The sequence below is a fragment of the Holdemania massiliensis AP2 genome, from assembly GCF_000327285.1.
In the GTDB taxonomy this organism is placed as follows: Bacteria; Bacillota_I; Bacilli_A; order Erysipelotrichales; family Erysipelotrichaceae; genus Holdemania; species Holdemania massiliensis.
Window position 1 is genome coordinate 660,786 of record NZ_HE998568.1, and the last position, 15,057, is coordinate 675,842.

The 15,057-nt window shown below is 48.1% G+C and carries 15 protein-coding genes and 1 pseudogene; 6 read left to right on the plus strand and 10 right to left on the minus strand.

All coding sequences use genetic code 11. From position 1 onward, the window contains the following. From BN162_RS10880 to BN162_RS10895, 4 genes and pseudogenes are all read left to right on the plus strand, one after another. Nucleotides 1-235 (plus strand): annotated as a pseudogene (locus BN162_RS10880) (MobV family relaxase); the annotation flags it as partial. Between the two features lie 72 nt (nt 236-307). Beyond that, nucleotides 308-502 carry a hypothetical protein gene (locus BN162_RS10885; protein ID WP_002334813.1) on the plus strand — a complete coding sequence of 65 codons (195 nt, stop codon included), beginning with the start codon at nt 308-310 and terminating at the stop codon, nt 500-502. A 100-nt stretch (nt 503-602) separates the two neighbouring features. Then, a complete protein-coding gene (locus BN162_RS10890; protein ID WP_020225134.1) occupies nt 603-2,225 on the plus strand; it encodes a recombinase family protein in 1,623 nt (540 codons plus the stop codon). Nucleotides 2,226-2,340: 115 nt separating this feature from the next. After that, nucleotides 2,341-2,967 carry a hypothetical protein gene (locus BN162_RS10895; protein WP_020225135.1) on the plus strand — a complete coding sequence of 209 codons (627 nt, stop codon included), beginning with the start codon at nt 2,341-2,343 and terminating at the stop codon, nt 2,965-2,967. 455 nt (nt 2,968-3,422) lie between these two features. Here the strand turns inward: BN162_RS10895 and BN162_RS10900 are convergent, their stop codons facing one another. The 4 genes from BN162_RS10900 to BN162_RS10915 all read right to left on the minus strand — a co-directional run bounded on the left by BN162_RS10900 (nt 3,423) and on the right by BN162_RS10915 (nt 7,686). After that, complete coding sequence (locus BN162_RS10900) at nt 3,423-5,471, minus strand: bifunctional diguanylate cyclase/phosphohydrolase (RefSeq protein WP_020225136.1); 2,049 nt, start codon at nt 5,469-5,471, stop codon at nt 3,423-3,425. 3 nt (nt 5,472-5,474) lie between these two features. Then, complete coding sequence (locus tag BN162_RS10905) at nt 5,475-5,840, minus strand: Hpt domain-containing protein (RefSeq protein ID WP_020225137.1); 366 nt, start codon at nt 5,838-5,840, stop codon at nt 5,475-5,477. Between the two features lie 392 nt (nt 5,841-6,232). After that, on the minus strand, nt 6,233-6,916 hold the full coding sequence (locus BN162_RS10910) for a rhodanese-like domain-containing protein (RefSeq protein WP_020225138.1): 684 nt from the start codon (nt 6,914-6,916) through the stop codon (nt 6,233-6,235). 23 nt (nt 6,917-6,939) lie between these two features. Beyond that, nucleotides 6,940-7,686, minus strand: a complete 747-nt coding sequence (locus BN162_RS10915) for a hypothetical protein (protein ID WP_020225139.1) — start codon at nt 7,684-7,686, stop codon at nt 6,940-6,942. Nucleotides 7,687-7,921: 235 nt separating this feature from the next. On the opposite strand from BN162_RS10915, the gene BN162_RS10920 reads away from it, so the two are divergent. Both BN162_RS10920 and BN162_RS10925 read left to right on the plus strand, forming a co-directional pair. Further along, nucleotides 7,922-9,127 (plus strand): FAD:protein FMN transferase, encoded by a 1,206-nt coding sequence (locus BN162_RS10920; protein ID WP_020225140.1) that lies wholly within the window; start codon nt 7,922-7,924, stop codon nt 9,125-9,127. A gap of 1 nt (nt 9,128) precedes the next feature. Beyond that, the gene (locus BN162_RS10925; RefSeq protein WP_020225141.1) at nt 9,129-9,812 is read left to right on the plus strand and encodes a hypothetical protein; all 684 of its coding nucleotides are present in this window, start codon (nt 9,129-9,131) and stop codon (nt 9,810-9,812) included. Nucleotides 9,813-9,915: 103 nt separating this feature from the next. Here BN162_RS10925 and BN162_RS10930 read toward each other — a convergent pair whose 3' ends face one another. The 6 genes from BN162_RS10930 to BN162_RS10955 are packed head-to-tail and all read right to left on the minus strand — an operon-like array spanning nt 9,916 to nt 15,039. After that, the gene (locus BN162_RS10930; protein WP_020225142.1) at nt 9,916-10,839 is read right to left on the minus strand and encodes a transketolase family protein; all 924 of its coding nucleotides are present in this window, start codon (nt 10,837-10,839) and stop codon (nt 9,916-9,918) included. Beyond that, a complete protein-coding gene (locus BN162_RS10935; RefSeq protein WP_020225143.1) occupies nt 10,836-11,651 on the minus strand; it encodes a transketolase in 816 nt (271 codons plus the stop codon). Before BN162_RS10935 ends, BN162_RS10930 begins: the two co-directional genes overlap by 4 nt. A 2-nt stretch (nt 11,652-11,653) precedes the next feature. Further along, nucleotides 11,654-12,463 (minus strand): HAD family hydrolase, encoded by an 810-nt coding sequence (locus tag BN162_RS10940; protein WP_020225144.1) that lies wholly within the window; start codon nt 12,461-12,463, stop codon nt 11,654-11,656. Next, nucleotides 12,456-13,316, minus strand: a complete 861-nt coding sequence (locus BN162_RS10945) for an L-ribulose-5-phosphate 3-epimerase (protein ID WP_020225145.1) — start codon at nt 13,314-13,316, stop codon at nt 12,456-12,458. The genes BN162_RS10940 and BN162_RS10945 overlap by 8 nt, the downstream gene beginning before the upstream one ends. After that, nucleotides 13,303-13,998, minus strand: coding sequence for an L-ribulose-5-phosphate 4-epimerase (gene araD, locus BN162_RS10950; RefSeq protein ID WP_020225146.1), 696 nt, complete (start codon nt 13,996-13,998; stop codon nt 13,303-13,305). The genes BN162_RS10945 and araD overlap by 14 nt, the downstream gene beginning before the upstream one ends. Before the next feature lie 9 nt (nt 13,999-14,007). Continuing rightward, nucleotides 14,008-15,039, minus strand: coding sequence for a hypothetical protein (locus BN162_RS10955; protein WP_020225147.1), 1,032 nt, complete (start codon nt 15,037-15,039; stop codon nt 14,008-14,010). Between the last annotated feature and the right edge of the window lie 18 nt (nt 15,040-15,057).

Here is a 15,057-nt window from a genome sequence, read left to right on the forward strand (position 1 = left end):
GAACTTCTCCGGGCAGTTGAAAAAGTACAAGGTCACAATCAATGACCTGCTGGCGGAGAATGAGAAGTTGGAAGCAAGGGCAAAGGCCAGCGAAAAAGGAAAGATGAAAGATACGATGGAACGGGCAAAGCTGAAAAGCGAACTGGACAATTTACAGCGGCTGGTTGACCGTATCCCGCCGGATATACTGGCGGAACTGAAACGTCAGCAGCGGCACACGGTAAAGGAAAGGTGATAGATATAAGCAGAAATTTTCGCCGCCTTTGTGCGGCATTGTACCTTGAAAACTGAATATGGAGGACACTGGATGGCAAAAAGCGAAAGCGATATTTTTACACCCCGGACAGGGCAGGTCATACAAGCAGAGAACGGCACGCAGTATTTTGTATGTGGGAACAACCGTATAAAAATCTCCGAACACTTCGCCGCAGGCGGGAAGCCCCTCGGTGATCTGATTGTAGATGTGGTGCGGCATACCGCAGAAAAAGCCGCTTCAACCTGATAGCCCATCATTGATAACACGCCCACGCTTATGATATAATTGCCATAGAGCAAAAGTATTGTAAGCGTGGGTTGTTTCTTTAGAAGGAGGATTTTTAACGGTGAAACAACCTTACAATACTACGATTTACAACACGGCGCTTTATATGAGATTGAGCCGGGACGATGAACTGCAAGGAGAAAGCGGGAGTATTCAGACACAACGCATGATGCTCCGGCAATATGCCGCCGAGCATGGCCTGAATGTCATAGATGAATATATCGACGATGGATGGTCTGGAACGAACTTTGACAGGCCGGATTTTCAGAGAATGATTGATGACATTGAGGACGGGAAAATCAACTGCGTTGTTACGAAGGATTTATCCCGCTTAGGCAGAAACTACATTCTGACCGGCCAATACACGGAAATCTACTTTCCCAGCAAAGGCGTCCGCTATATCGCTGTCAATGACAATGTGGACACCATCAACGGAGAGAATGAGCTTGCCCCATTCCTCAACATTCTGAATGAAATGCACGCCCGCCAGACCAGCAAAAAGGTAAAAGCGGCCATGCGGACACGGTTTGCAAATGGCGCACACTATGGAGCCTATGCCCCGCTGGGCTATGTCAAAGACCCGGATAAGAAAGGTCATCTTTTGGTTGACCCGGAAACAAGGTGGATTATCGAAAAGATTTTTGACCTTGCCGTTCATGGCCGGGGAGCCGCCAGCATTACACGGATTTTGGTCGAAGAAAAAGTACCTACTCCCGGCTGGCTGAATTTCCAGAGATACGGCACTTTCGCAAATATCTATGCCGGAGCGCCGGAGGAAAAAGCCTATGCGTGGACGATAGCGCAGGTAAAAAGTATTCTGAAAGAGGAAACCTATATCGGACACAGCGTCCACAATAAGCAGACCAACATTTCATTCAAAAACAAGAAGAAAGTACGCAAGCCAAAAGAGGAATGGTATCGTGTGGAGAACACCCACGAAGCGATTATTTCCGAAGATGTGTTCCGTCAAGTACAGGAGCAGATTTGCAACAGGCGCAGACGGCAGAAGAACGGCACAACGCAGATATTTTCCGGGCTGGTAAAATGTGCGGACTGCGGTTGGTCGCTGGCCTATGGTGTGAACAGTCAGAACAAAAATCCCTATGCCCACTACCATTGTAGCAAGTACGGGCAAGGATTGCACCAGTGTTCCATGCACTATATCCGTTATGATGTGCTTTACGCCTATGTCCTTTCCCGTCTGCAATACTGGTCTGTGCTGGCACAGCAGGACGGGGACAAACTTCTGAAACGGCTACTTAACGCCAGCGACAAGGAACGCAATACTGCAAGGAAGCGGCAGACAGCCGAACTGAAAAAGGCGGAAAAACGCAAAGCAGAAGTAGACACCCTGTTTGCAAAAATGTATGAGGACTGGTCTGCCGGACGCATTACAGAATACAATTTCAATATGCTGTCCGAAAAGTATCAGGGCGAACAGCGAGAATTGGACACAAAAATTGAACGGCTTCACGAAGCGATGGAGGCCGCCGCCCAGACAGCGGTTGACGCTGAAAAGTGGATAGGTCTGATGAAACAGTATGTCAATCCCACAGAATTGACGGCTGAACTTCTGAATACGCTGATTGAAAAAATCCTTATCCATGAAGCGGTCAAAAGTGAGGACGGAAGCCGGGAACAGGAGGTAGAAATCTTCTACCGCTTTATCGGCAAAATCGAATGACACATCTTGAGATACCCAACAATATCTTTAACTAAGGGAAACTGGTCAGGGCTATCCGGAAGTCGAAAAACTAATCCAGCTCAGTGAACTGCTGGGTGTTTCGCTGGATGAATTAATGAAAGAAACCTCTGAGGCTCCGCTTTCTGAATCTGCCGAAGAACGGATTCAGGAAAATACATGGAATGACGATGCTTTTGATGATTTTCCATCTCCGGCTCCGCAGCCGGAGGAATCGTTAATCGGACGTTTCGCTTACACCTCTGATCGGGAATCGGTAGAAAAATATCTGCATCTCAATCAGATCTTTGCCCGGAAAATCAGCGGCGGCGTCAGTCTTATTCTCTGCGGGGTTATCCCGGCGATCCTGTTCGACAATGATTTAGGCGCTGCCATCCTGATGTTTTTTGTTGCGATCGGCGTTGGCTTGCTGATCAAAGCCGGGATGGACTATCAGGACGTGGAAAAGATTGAAAAACAAGGCTTCCATCTCAGCGGCGAGCTGATCTGCGACTTGCAGGATGAATATGAACGGTTCCAAAAAGTCTTTACCGCCCGCATCGTAACCGGCGTCGGCTTGATTATTCTGGGCGTCGGTTTGATGTTAATTCTCAACGGTCTTTTCGGCGAGGAGGAATGGCATGTCATCACCCTGTTTCTCTGTACAGCTGTTGGTGTCGGAAACTTCATTACAGCCGGCATAATCAACGGGGTTTACCACAAGCTGCTGAATATCCAAGATTAAAGGCTGTTCGGCAACTCGGACTTCTCTTTGTTAGGCAAGGTCGTCCAGACTTACAGCCTTATATTCGATTTCTGTTCGTTGGCCCAAAATTCTGCCCGTTGAGTCTTCCCTCAACATCCAGCTTCCTTCAATCATTACCTCACGGTATTGGCCTTGCCTTCGGCTAGCGCTTGCTTGTTGCCACATCCGCGCAACGGACTTTCACCGTCTAGTTATCACCCTTGTCGGGTGTACCCAAAAAACAAGGATTCCGCCCAGACTGAATCCTTGTTTTCTTTATTTAATGAGAAAGTTCTATTCAAAATGAAAATAATGAAGTATACTCAATTGCGTTGCTTTTCTAGAGAAGTATAATTAACTCAAAAGAAAAACGGAAGTGAGGATCAAGGCAGTATTGCTGCCTTTGATCTCGTTTCCAGATCAGCTTGACTTCATGTCAACAGGGGAATCCTCGCTTATTTCGTTGAAACTCCTGTTAACAAATCCTGCATAGAATCATCGTAAAGACAATATTGCCGGCGTCCGCGGCGTTTGGCAGCGTAGAGTGCCTGATCGGCATGATGGAACAGCGTCAGATAATCAGATCCATCATTCGGAAAACACGCAATCCCCATGCTTACGGTAATATCATATCCCTCATAGCTGCCGTTTAATGATCGGAAGATCCGTTCGATCATCTGTTCCAGATGATCCTTATATTCCATGAAAATCAGGAATTCATCGCCGCCGATCCGGGCTGAAATATCCGACTGACGGACATTGGACTGAATCCGATGGGCGACGTTGGCCAGCACCTGATCGCCAAACAGATGTCCGTATTCATCATTAGCACTCTTGAAAAAATCAATGTCAAATACCAACAGCGCATAATTCTGGCTGGCATCGGCTTCATTGTTTAAAATTGTATCCATAGCCCGTTTGGCGTAGGCACGATTAAACAGTCCGGTTAACGAATCAATTTTGGCCATCTGCTTAAGCTGATCCAGTTCCACCTGTTCGTCATGCACATCAATAAACTTGCCGATTACGCCGGTCAGTTCCGAGGATTCTTCCATCACCCACAGCGGCCGGGCAACCACCTTAAACCAGCGGGAACTGCCCTTCACCTGCAGCGGATAGGTTCCGCTGAGAATCGGATCCTCCGGCTGAGCGGTGCGGATTTTCGCTAAAAAATCTTCAAAGTCCGCGCTGGAAAACAGTTTCTGAATTTGTGAATTCTGCAGCGGATGCATGATGACTTCATTCACGCCCAGCTGAGCGGCGCCCCATTCTGAAATACTCAGCAGATCGGAGTGATAGTTATATTCAAACTGAATTTCTTTGGACATCGAGGCAAAGAACTGATATTTTGTCCGCTCCTGTTCCAGCAGCGCCAGCGTGCGGTTGGAGGCATTGCCGCTTTGGATCAGATTCCGCGCCATGTCCTGCAGTTCAATCCGGGACGCGCCGGACAGCGAGCGAACCTTCAATTCCTTTTTCAGCGTCGGCCCTGCTTCTTTCAGGCATTCCAAAAGCAAAGGATTAAATGTTCCGCATTCTCCGTTCAAAATCATCCGCATGGCTTCTTCATGCGTATAAGCGGCTTTGTATACCCGCACGCTGACTAAGGCGTCATAAACGTCCGCCAGAGAAACCACCTGAGCGGAAATCGGGATTTCCTCCCCTTTTAATCCATCCGGATAGCCGCGTCCGTCATATCGTTCATGATGCCACCGGCAGATATTCCGCGCGACCTGAACAAGCGGTTCGGTTTCAAAATAATGAATTTTTTCCAGCATCTCTGCGCCGATAGCACTGTGCGTTTTGATGATATCATACTCTTGCGGTGTTAATTTCCCCGGTTTGTTCAAAATTGACTCCGGAATCGAAATCTTTCCTATATCATGCAGCGCCGAAGCATTGGAAATCATCGCAATCTGTTCCGGTGTGAGATTGTAGCGATCCGTCATCCGGCACAGCTGTTTTAAAAGCGCTTCTGTGATTACGCGGATATGCATAACATGCAGACCGCTTTCACCATTACGAAATTCGACGATGTGACTTAAGATTTCAACCATCACAAGGTTGTTTTTTTCTTTCTCAAGCAGCTGCTCCGTAACCATGTTCTCCAGATATTTCTGTTTGGCATACAGCATAATCGTATTCTTTACACGCCGCTTGACTGTTTTCTCATCAAAAGGCCGGCTGATATATTCCGCCGCACCCAAATCATACGCATGGTCAATATAGACTGATGAGGTTTCCGCAGAAATCATAATAACGGGAATATGATCAATATATCCCGATTTATTCATCGAAGCCAGCACCTCAAAACCATCCATCATCGGCATGACAATGTCCAGCAGCACTAATGAAATTTCACTGTATTGCTGACTCAGCAGGGCAACGGCTTCCAATCCATTCGCCGCTTCCACCAGATCGTAATCCTGCGCCAGCATATCTGCCAGCAGCGATCGATTGATATCCGAATCATCAACGATCAATACTTTATCGCGGGCTTTCATAATTTACTCATTCTTTTCCAGCAATTCGCGGATCCCTGCCATCAATTCGGCATAAGCGGCGCTTGCCTGCTCAAACAGCGGACCAATTTTCTCATCGGCCTGCTGCTTACGCAGCACTTCCGTCAATTCACTGATCACTTCGGCCTGAGCGGTCAGACTTAAATTCAGCAGCACACCTTTCAGTGTATGGGCTGCCCGAAACGCGGTTTCATAATCTTCCTGCTGCAACGCTGTCTTCAGCTGATCAAACGAATTATCCCGCACCAGCATGGCTAAAAACTTTTCGACTCGTTCATCCGTTCGCATGCGCCGGATAATATCTGCATAATCACCCTGAAGCTGAGCGTAACATTGTTCGACAGAGAGCATGGATTATTCCCTCCTTCTTATTTTATTTCAATCCGCATGATGAGTCCTATACCGCTCATCATGACAAGGCAGCGTTGCTGCCTTGGATCTCGTTTCCAGATCGGCTTGACTTCATGGCTGTACGGGATCGATGCCCACCCCTGCCGTTAAGCCTGTTTTCCAAAAATCGGCCCTTGAGAGAAGGTATTCCAACCATCAGAGCTTTGAAGTTCCATCTGAAATTTTGTTGAGTTCCCGATTCTTTTCATCCAGAATCGATGGTTATAAAAACATAAATATTATACCATTGTTAAAGTGCTGAAAGCAACTGAAGCGAACTTTAAGAAGCGGTAAAAACAAAGAAAAAGCAGCATCATCGAAAACGCTGCTTTCTTGTGTTTCTGATTTTATGCTTATTTAGTCGCCGGTGTCAGACCTTCAAAGGAATAGGTCGCTTCCAGAACGATTTCCGCATTGTCCGTCGTGTATGGAGCAAACTTAGAATCGGTAAACTGACCCATGCCGCCGACATTGTAGATCTTGCTCATGTCATAGCCTAAGGAGCTCATCAGCTTCATCATCTGCGCTACACGTCCGCCGGACTGGCACATTAAGAAGATCGTCTTATCCTTCGGGAACATCGCTTCCAACAGCGCTGCGGATTCTTCATAAGTAGCAACTGGTTCTTCCAATGTTCCGCCATACAGCTGTGGCTTGCCTTCGGTTCCGGCAGCTTCATCAAAAATCAAGGCAAAGTAAGGAATGACTTCAAAGTTTCTCAGATGCTTCTTCGCATAGTCGTTGTAATCGCGCAGGTCGATATACAGAACGTCGTCGCGGCCCAGGTATTCAGTCAGGTTGTCTACGTTAACGCCAGAGCAGCCTGTAGCCCAGACTTCAGCCGTGCAGGCTTCATCAGCCGCATCTTTGGAAGGCTTGTAGGTCTTTGTCGTATCGCGTGGTTCCGGCAGCGGTGCAGGTGCAGCTGCGGTAGGCGTGCTGGCCTCCGGTGTAGCGCATGGCGGGCATTCCTGCGGTGCAGAAGAACAGCCGGCCAGAAGCAGAACAGACAGAGCGATCGCAAATAATTTTTTCATTGGATTTTTCCTCTTTTCCCTTTTTATTCAGCGCTGAAATATTCGTCAGTGCCGTGATATTCCATCAGTGCGTTCAGCATTCTGATGATGTTGTTGGATGAAACGGATGAACCGGTAAACGTATCCAGCGTCAGGCTTTCGCGTCCTTCACCAGCGGTGTAGTCTTCCGCCGCGATATCATCGACAGTGCTCAGCGTCTTAATGTAGGCATAGTCCTTATCGATGAAGAACGGAATGTACTCAGCCTTGAACATGTCATAAGTAGCGCCTGCCGGAGTCGGATTGCTGTCGCCCCAGAAGCCGGCTGTATACTTATCGCCGTTGTCGCGGTCAAACGACAGGAATCGAACCTGAGCGTCGTCCAGCTTCTTGCTTTCCGGCAATGTCAGTTCAACATAGGCTGTCATCCAGTAATTGACATCCGCCGAACGGCAGGTGCAGGACAAATACGTAATCTGATACTTGACATAATTTCTGGCCTTGTACTTGAAGTTGACAAAAGCATAGAAATCACTTTCTTCCCGCGGTCCGTTGATGTGGCTGATCGGTACGACAGCGACAACATTGGCCATTGAGCCCTCGCCCATATCTGCACTCGTGTTCAGATATTCGTTGATGCTGTCGAGTGTGATTTCACCGCTGGCCGTACATGGCGTCGATGAACCGCCGTCTGTTCCCTGTGTTGGTGCAGGCGTTCCGCCGTTGCTTCCGCAGGCTGTCAACGTCAGTACCAGCAGTGAGGACAGTAGAATTGCCCATACTTTTTTCATGAATTCCCTCCTTAGTATTCTTTACTCCCTGAAACTTATCAGAGCGTCCCTGCAGCGTTCCCAGCGCTGCACGCAGGCAAAAACAGAGCTGGATGATTCCCTGTCTTATCTGTTTCAAACTTTGCTGTGCGTAAAACACTCTAATATGTTATCATTATAACAAGCTTGCCTGCGAAAAACAACCGGAGACGTTATTTACATTTTTCATAACTAACTTAACAAGGAGTCTGATTGAATGAGCAATTTTCTGAAAGCGTTTTCTTCTATCTTAATAATCCTTTGTTTAAGCCTGATTTCAGGCTGTACGCTTCAGGAGAGTCATGAAACTGATCAAGAAAAAACTTTCACAAATTATTTTGACGTTTTAACCGACAGCGAGGGAAATTTGGTTCTTCCGCTCAACACAACGGTTCAGCTGACGATGACCGATGAAAAGATACTGGATGAAGCGACTGTTCTGGCAGAAGCCGAGCTGTTCGAGTGGCATAAACTGGCTGACTCTCATCATCAGTACCTGGATGCTCAGGGTAATGAACTGCACAACGTGGCTTATATCAATCAGCATCCGAAAGAAACGATTCCTCTGGATCCTCGATTGTTTGCCATGCTCAGTACAGCGCTGAATTTATCGCAGCAGAGTGAAGGTCTTTTCCATCCTCTGCTGGGATCATTGAGTTCACTGTGGGAATCGAAATTCGCTCCCTTTCCAACGGAAAACACCGATCCGGATCCAGCTGTGATCCAAGGTCTGGTCGGCTGTCTGCCTGCGGCTGCAGATTTGAATGCGGTTGTTCAGCTGGATCAAAAAAGCCAAACCATTCGCTTTGATCCTGGTGAATGCGAGGGTTCTCTGCAGATCAGTCTGGGAGCGATGGCCAAGGGCTACATTCTTGATCAGCTGGCCGATATGCTGAAACAATTCAACACCCCATTTCTGCTCGATGCCGGAAGCAGCTCCTTGATCGCCTGGTCACCCTCGGCTTCACCCAAGGCCTGGAATATCGGCGTGCGTGATCCTTCCGGCAGTTCGGCGATGCTGTATGCTTTTTCCCTGACTGCGGGAGCGGTTTCGACTTCCGCCGATGATCAGCATTATTTTCTGCTTTCGGAGGGTGATCAACAGCTTCGACGTCATCACATTCTGAATCCGCATACCGGCTACAGTGAGAATTGGCTGCGCAGCGTGACGTTATGCGCTTCAGATCAAGCTGGAATTCTGGATGTTTTAAGCACAGTCCTTTATAATATAGAAGATCCGGCACAACGGCAGGCCATGATCCATCGCTTTGAAGAAATGGCTCAGCTGAAGATCGACTATGCCTGGTGTGAACCTGCAGAGTCCGGGCTGAAACTAACGCTCAGCGAAGGGATGGAACAGCGCCGTCTGACCTCAGCTGCCTGGCCGGATTCTTTAGAAGTTGAAATACAGCGAGGTGAATGAAATGAAAAAGAAATTATTGCTTATCGGACTCTGTGTCCTGATTTTGGGCGGGTGCAGCGCTCAGCCTCAATCCACCCCTTTACCCGATCCTGTTTCAGCGCCGACGGCGCTGCCGGAGAAATCCGTTCCGCAAAGCGCGTTAATGAGCGATTCGCCGATCAGTCCGACCAATCTGGATGACTATCTGTTTTTAAAGGATGTACTTTACTTTGATCTGCGTTCCCCGGCCCAGCTGGCTGAGGAAGGCTCTGTCGCAGGATTTGTCAACATCCCATTTTACGGCGTGCTGGTCGACTACGAGCGGAAGGATAATGTGCTGTACCGCATGACGAAGGTACGGGATGATGCGGGAAAAGTGATCGCTCAGATGGGCGACGTCGGAAGCTTTTCTGCCAATTATGAGGAATCTGAGAGTCTAATCCGCGATCTGTTTCCGCAGGATCAGCCGATCGTCTTCATTTCCACAGCCGGCGTCGAGGCTGCCTATATCATCAGCCTTTTGATCCAACTGGGGTATGACGGATCGAAGCTGTATAATGCCGGCACTTTCTCCAATGGAATGGGTAATATCATCGCTTATAAGGATTATCCGGACGCAAAATATCACGTTCCGGGAACCAATGTTTATACGGTATCCAGTCAGTTTCTCTGGAATGAAACACTGACTCCGACTGTGGATGAATAAAGCATCGCAATAGAAATTCGATATTGAAGAAAAGTCCCATGAAATTAGCCGGAATTGCCCGCTGCGTTCATGGGATTTTTTGTTATGCTAAAATGCAGACTGTTTATTTTACTCTGCTTTCGACATATTCCTGAATATGCTTGGCGTCCAGTCCATAATAGGCAAGCAGCTCCATCGGCTTGCCGCTTCTGCCAAAGGTGTCCTGCATTCCCATCCGCTCAAGCCGGCACGACAGACCCGATTCCGCCAGCACCTCTGCGACGGCACTGCCCAGTCCACCATAGATACTATGTTCTTCAATCGTAATCATCACCTTATGCGTGCGGGCAAGCTTCTCGATCAGTTCTCTGTCAATCGGCTTGATCGTCGGCATGTTGACGATCGTCGGCTTCAGTGTTTTCATCTGTGCTGCGGCCTTCAGTGTTTCCTGAACCATGAGTCCTGAACAGAGAATGGCGGCCTTTTCACCTTCCTGCAGAATCACGCCTTTTCCGCATTCAAAATGACATTCGCCTGGGTAGACCTCATCCACACCCAGTCTTCCCAACCGCACATAACAAGGTCCTTCCATCGCATAAACCGCCTCAATGACCGCTTTCGTTTCTTTGGCGTCGCACGGCTGAAACACCTTCATATTCGGCAGGGAACGCATCAGCGCCAGATCTTCAATCGCCTGGTGAGATGCGCCGTCTTCCCCAACGCTGATGCCGGCATGAGTAGCACAGATTTTTACATTCAGATTCGGATAACAGATGCTGTTGCGGATTTGTTCAAAAGCTCTTCCTGACGCAAACACCGCGAAACTGGAAGCATAAACAATCTTGCCGCTCGCTGCCAGTCCTGCGGCAACCGACATCATGTTGCCTTCGGCAATTCCAAGATTAAAATGTCGGTCTGGGCAAACCTTTTTTGCTTCAATCGTCTTCGTCGACTTGGACAGATCCGCATCCAGAACGACAATGTCTTCTTTTTCCAGCATCAGCTCCGCCAAGGCTTTTCCATAAGCTTCCCGTGTCGCGGTTGTCATTCGCTTTCTCCTCCTAATTCCTTCATCGCCTGATCGTACTGCGCGCGATTCGGTGCAGCACCGTGCCAGCCGGCTTCGTTTTCCATAAACGAAACGCCCTTTCCCTTCACCGTGTGCGCCACAATGACCGTCGGTCGGCCTTTCACCTGTTTTGCCTCTTCAAAGGCAGACTGAATCTGCGGCAGCTGGTGGCCATCAATTTCTATCGTGTGGAGACCGAAAGCTTCAAATTTGGCGCGGAAGGGTTCCGGCCCAATGACCGTCTGTATATCTCCGTCAATTTGAAGATGGTTATAGTCGAGAATCACGCACAGCTGATCCAGCTGGTAATGCGCGGCAGCCATGCAGGCTTCCCATACTTGACCTTCCTCACATTCTCCATCACCGATCAAAACATAAACCCGATGAGGATTCTGATCCAGCTTGTTTGCTAAAGCCATTCCCACTGCACAGGAAATCCCCTGTCCTAATGAACCGGTGGACATATCGACACCGGATACATAGCGCATATTCGGATGCCCCTGCAGCCTGGAATCAAGACTGCGGAAACCTGTCAGCTCGTTTTCTTCCAACAGACCTTTTTCTGCCAAAACGGCATAAAGTAGCGGTGAGGCATGGCCTTTGCTTAATACAAAGCGATCACGGTCCAGTGTATCAACATTTCGCTCATTTATATCCATGACCTGAAAGTACAAAACTGTCAGAAGTTCAACAGCGCTCAGACTGCCGCCTGGATGTCCGCTCTGTGCGGCATAGACCTGCCGCAGAATATTCTGGCGAATATGCCGGGCATGTTTGATTAACTCTTCCATAGTTACTCCTTTATCCTGGAACTTAAAAACTTTCCGATTAAATAGGCGTTGACGCCGCCTGCCTGATGGGTTGGGGCAATTTCATCTGCCTGTTGTTTTATCAATTCATCACTGTGTTCCATTGCGACGCCAATCCCGCTTTGCCTGAACATGGAAAGATCATTGAAATTATCCCCGATACTCATCACTTCATGACGCTGAACATTCAGCTGCCGGGCAATCAGGCTTAACGCCTGGCCTTTGCTGGTTCCCTCTGCCGTTATCGTATACAGCGTATCCTCTGATCGGTTAAAGGCAATTTGAGGACAAAGCGCCGTTACCTTCTGAACTAGGTTTTCCATTTCAGGAAAGCCTGCGGAATCCAGCGTCAGCTTATAGAAAACAACATTCGTATAATCCGCGGTGGAACTGAGTCGGTGCATTACAAGTTGGCTGCGGAACAGTTTGCGAATTTCCTGCAGCTTTTTTGAAGTGCCAAAGGAATACCCGCCGGACGAATCAAAAAAAGTAAACGGAATCTGCGCCTTGATCAGAGTCTGAATAATCTGACCGGTATAGGCTTTTTCCACAGAATTACTTTTCAGCAGCTGATGGCGGCACCAGATATTCGCACCGTTGTCCGTCGCGTAAGGAACGTCAATCCCGAACTGATCAATATAAGACCCGACAATGGCCTCGTTGCGTCCGGTCGCCACGGTAAAACGAATCCCTTTGCGGTGTAAGCCCGCAATCGTTGAGATGATCTTTCGGTCTAAGTGTTTGGCTTCATCCAAAAGCGTTCCATCAACATCGCAGACGATCAGCTTAATCATAAAATACGGTATCCAGCCTGCTTCTTAAGAAAGAACAGGCTTCACGACAAACCTGCGGATAATCAGGAAACTGCGGCGTATACCAGAATTCACCGGTAAACATGCGGATGCCCAGTCGTTTAAGCTGCCACAGATTCTGAACATATTCAGTATGCCCCGTTCCAAAGGGAACCTCACGGTAAATTCCCGGCCGCGTTTCCTTAAGATGCACCGCCCAAATATGACCTTTGCCTTTCTCAAGATCCGCTTTGACCTCTGTCTGATAAAGCAGGGAAGCATTGGTCAGATTCCCCAGATCAGGATAAACTCCCAGATAGGGACTGTTGATCAGACGGACATATTCCATGGCTTTTTCCACCGTGTCCATAAACGGTGTTTCCATTGTTTCAAAGCCCAGAACCACTCCCTTTCTGGCTGCCATCTGAACAGCTGTATTCAGATTTTGAACAAAGTTTCTGCGGGTCGTTTCCGTACTTGTCTGATAATAGACGTCATAACCGGCAAGCTGAATGATCCGAATGCCTAAGTCAACTGCCAGATCAATCGCTTTTTCCAGGATCTGCAGCGATTTCTGCTGCATCTGCGGATCGGATGCGCCTAAAGGATAGCGGCGGTGTCCCGACAGACACATCGTTAAAAGCGGAACATCGTTTAAAATTGTCAGTTCTTTGAGCTTTCTTCGCTCCTCTTTATTCCAATCCAATCGCTTCAGCTTTTCCTCGGTTTCATCAATACTGATTTCCAGCCAATCAAAACCAGCGTTTCGGCATTGTTCCAGTTTGTCCTGCCAGGACAAATCCGCCGGCAGGCTTTTTTCGTACATGCCTAACAAGTATTGCTTACTTTTGTCCATAATAGGCTCCTGTGCCATGCTTTCTTAGATAGTGTTTATCCAGCAAGTCCTGCTGCATCGCATGGACCTCATGATTGATCAGCTGCGTCTTGAAAGCCATTTCCGCCAATTCTTCCAAAACTACCGCATTGTGAACCGCTTCAAAAGGCGTGGTTCCCCACGTAAAAGGGCCATGGCTCTGCACCAGAACGCCGGGGATCTGATCCGGGTCTAAATGATGAGTTCTAAAGGTTTCTGCAATGACCTTTCCGGTATTCAGTTCATACTCTGAAAGGATCTCAGCCTCATTCATCGGCCGGGTACAGGGAATCGCACCGTAGAAATAATCACCGTGGGTCGTTCCTAAAGCTGGAATCGCTTTTCCAGCCTGGCACCAGGCCGTCGCATTCTGCGAATGGGTATGGACAACACCCCCAATGTTCGCAAAACTTTTATACAGTTCCAAATGCGTTTTTAAATCGCTGCTGGGTTTATAATGGCCTTCAACAAGATTGCCTTCCAGATCACAGACAACCATGTCTTCAACACCCATTGTTTCATATTCCACACCACTAGGCTTAATGACGACTAAGCCTGCGCTTCGGTCAATCCCACTGACATTTCCCCACGTAAACGTAATCAGCTGATACTGCGGGAGAAGCAGATTCGCCTTCCATACTTCTTCTTTTAATTTTTCAAGCATCATTCTCTCCTATTCAACAACTTTGTAAACTGCCGCCTCATTTTTTGTGTGATTGGCTGACAAGATATAATCTCCGTCGACACAGTGAAGAACCGCGATGTTGGCCGGACCGGCCCCCGTTTCGACCGTTGTCACCTGATAAGTTCCTTCAGCAAACTGGACGACAAATAGTTCAGCCTGAACCCGCCGGACACCGCCGACAAAACAAGGCTTTCCATTCAAATTTGTTCCGATCAAAGCATGGGCAAAATCAATTTCATGCGGATAGACATAATCGCAAACATACCGATGATCCCGCCATTTATAAATTTTCATATGGTTGCCGTGGAATGGCTCAATCGTCATCATTTCTTCTATGCCATCGCCGTCGATATCCGCAAACGCTACCTCGCCGACCTGACCCTCGAAAATTCTTTCCACTTCCCACTCGCCGCTTTGATCCTGGGGTGGAATGACCCGCAGAATTCCCTGATCGCTGGCAAAATAGCCGCACAGCTGATTCCGATAAAATCCCCGGCAATAGCCATGATTGCGGTAACAGCCGTCCACAAGCAGTTTTAATTCAATACCCTGCGATAAATCATCGGGGAGGACGCCGACATAAATCTGTCCCGGTTCACTCCAATCTTCTTTACTTTGTTTATTCCGGGCAATCGTCGCACAGATCAGATACTGAATTCCCCCCACCGAATAGATGTCAAAACGATGCAGATAGGGCAGACTCAGAACATCCTGGATTTCCCAGCCGTGTTCCGTTTTTCTGCCATGGACAAGCTTAGCCCGACTCGGCGTCACTTTTAAATAGAATTCATTCACGGCTAAGAATTCACCGGACTTAAAAGGGAGGGGAATGATCGACATACACCCGCCCCGATCCTTCCAGACCACTTCTCTTTCACTGAAATCTTTTCCGGTATAGGAATAACACTCACTCTGCGGATTTTCACTGGCAAATAAAGCATAAGTCTGATTCTGAATGGTCAATGAACTCGCACAGTAACAACGAACAATATCATCCAAATGGATTTTTTCAAATTTCATTTTCATCCTCCTGACGCC

What these genes read in the sequence shown, in the direction of transcription:
- BN162_RS10925 (WP_020225141.1), top strand. Translation starts at nt 9,129, where the DNA reads ATGAAAAAGAAATTATTGCTTATCGGACTCTGTGTCCTGATTTTGGGC.
- BN162_RS10930 (WP_020225142.1), bottom strand. Translation starts at nt 10,839, where the DNA reads ATGACAACCGCGACACGGGAAGCTTATGGAAAAGCCTTGGCGGAGCTG.
- araD (WP_020225146.1), bottom strand. Translation starts at nt 13,998, where the DNA reads ATGCTTGAAAAATTAAAAGAAGAAGTATGGAAGGCGAATCTGCTTCTC.
- BN162_RS10895 (WP_020225135.1), top strand. Translation starts at nt 2,341, where the DNA reads ATGAAAGAAACCTCTGAGGCTCCGCTTTCTGAATCTGCCGAAGAACGG.
- BN162_RS10940 (WP_020225144.1), bottom strand. Translation starts at nt 12,463, where the DNA reads ATGATTAAGCTGATCGTCTGCGATGTTGATGGAACGCTTTTGGATGAA.
- BN162_RS10900 (WP_020225136.1), bottom strand. Translation starts at nt 5,471, where the DNA reads ATGAAAGCCCGCGATAAAGTATTGATCGTTGATGATTCGGATATCAAT.
- BN162_RS10915 (WP_020225139.1), bottom strand. Translation starts at nt 7,686, where the DNA reads ATGAAAAAAGTATGGGCAATTCTACTGTCCTCACTGCTGGTACTGACG.
- BN162_RS10905 (WP_020225137.1), bottom strand. Translation starts at nt 5,840, where the DNA reads ATGCTCTCTGTCGAACAATGTTACGCTCAGCTTCAGGGTGATTATGCA.
- BN162_RS10935 (WP_020225143.1), bottom strand. Translation starts at nt 11,651, where the DNA reads ATGGAAGAGTTAATCAAACATGCCCGGCATATTCGCCAGAATATTCTG.
- BN162_RS10945 (WP_020225145.1), bottom strand. Translation starts at nt 13,316, where the DNA reads ATGGACAAAAGTAAGCAATACTTGTTAGGCATGTACGAAAAAAGCCTG.
- BN162_RS10920 (WP_020225140.1), top strand. Translation starts at nt 7,922, where the DNA reads ATGAGCAATTTTCTGAAAGCGTTTTCTTCTATCTTAATAATCCTTTGT.
- BN162_RS10885 (WP_002334813.1), top strand. Translation starts at nt 308, where the DNA reads ATGGCAAAAAGCGAAAGCGATATTTTTACACCCCGGACAGGGCAGGTC.
- BN162_RS10955 (WP_020225147.1), bottom strand. Translation starts at nt 15,039, where the DNA reads ATGAAATTTGAAAAAATCCATTTGGATGATATTGTTCGTTGTTACTGT.
- BN162_RS10910 (WP_020225138.1), bottom strand. Translation starts at nt 6,916, where the DNA reads ATGAAAAAATTATTTGCGATCGCTCTGTCTGTTCTGCTTCTGGCCGGC.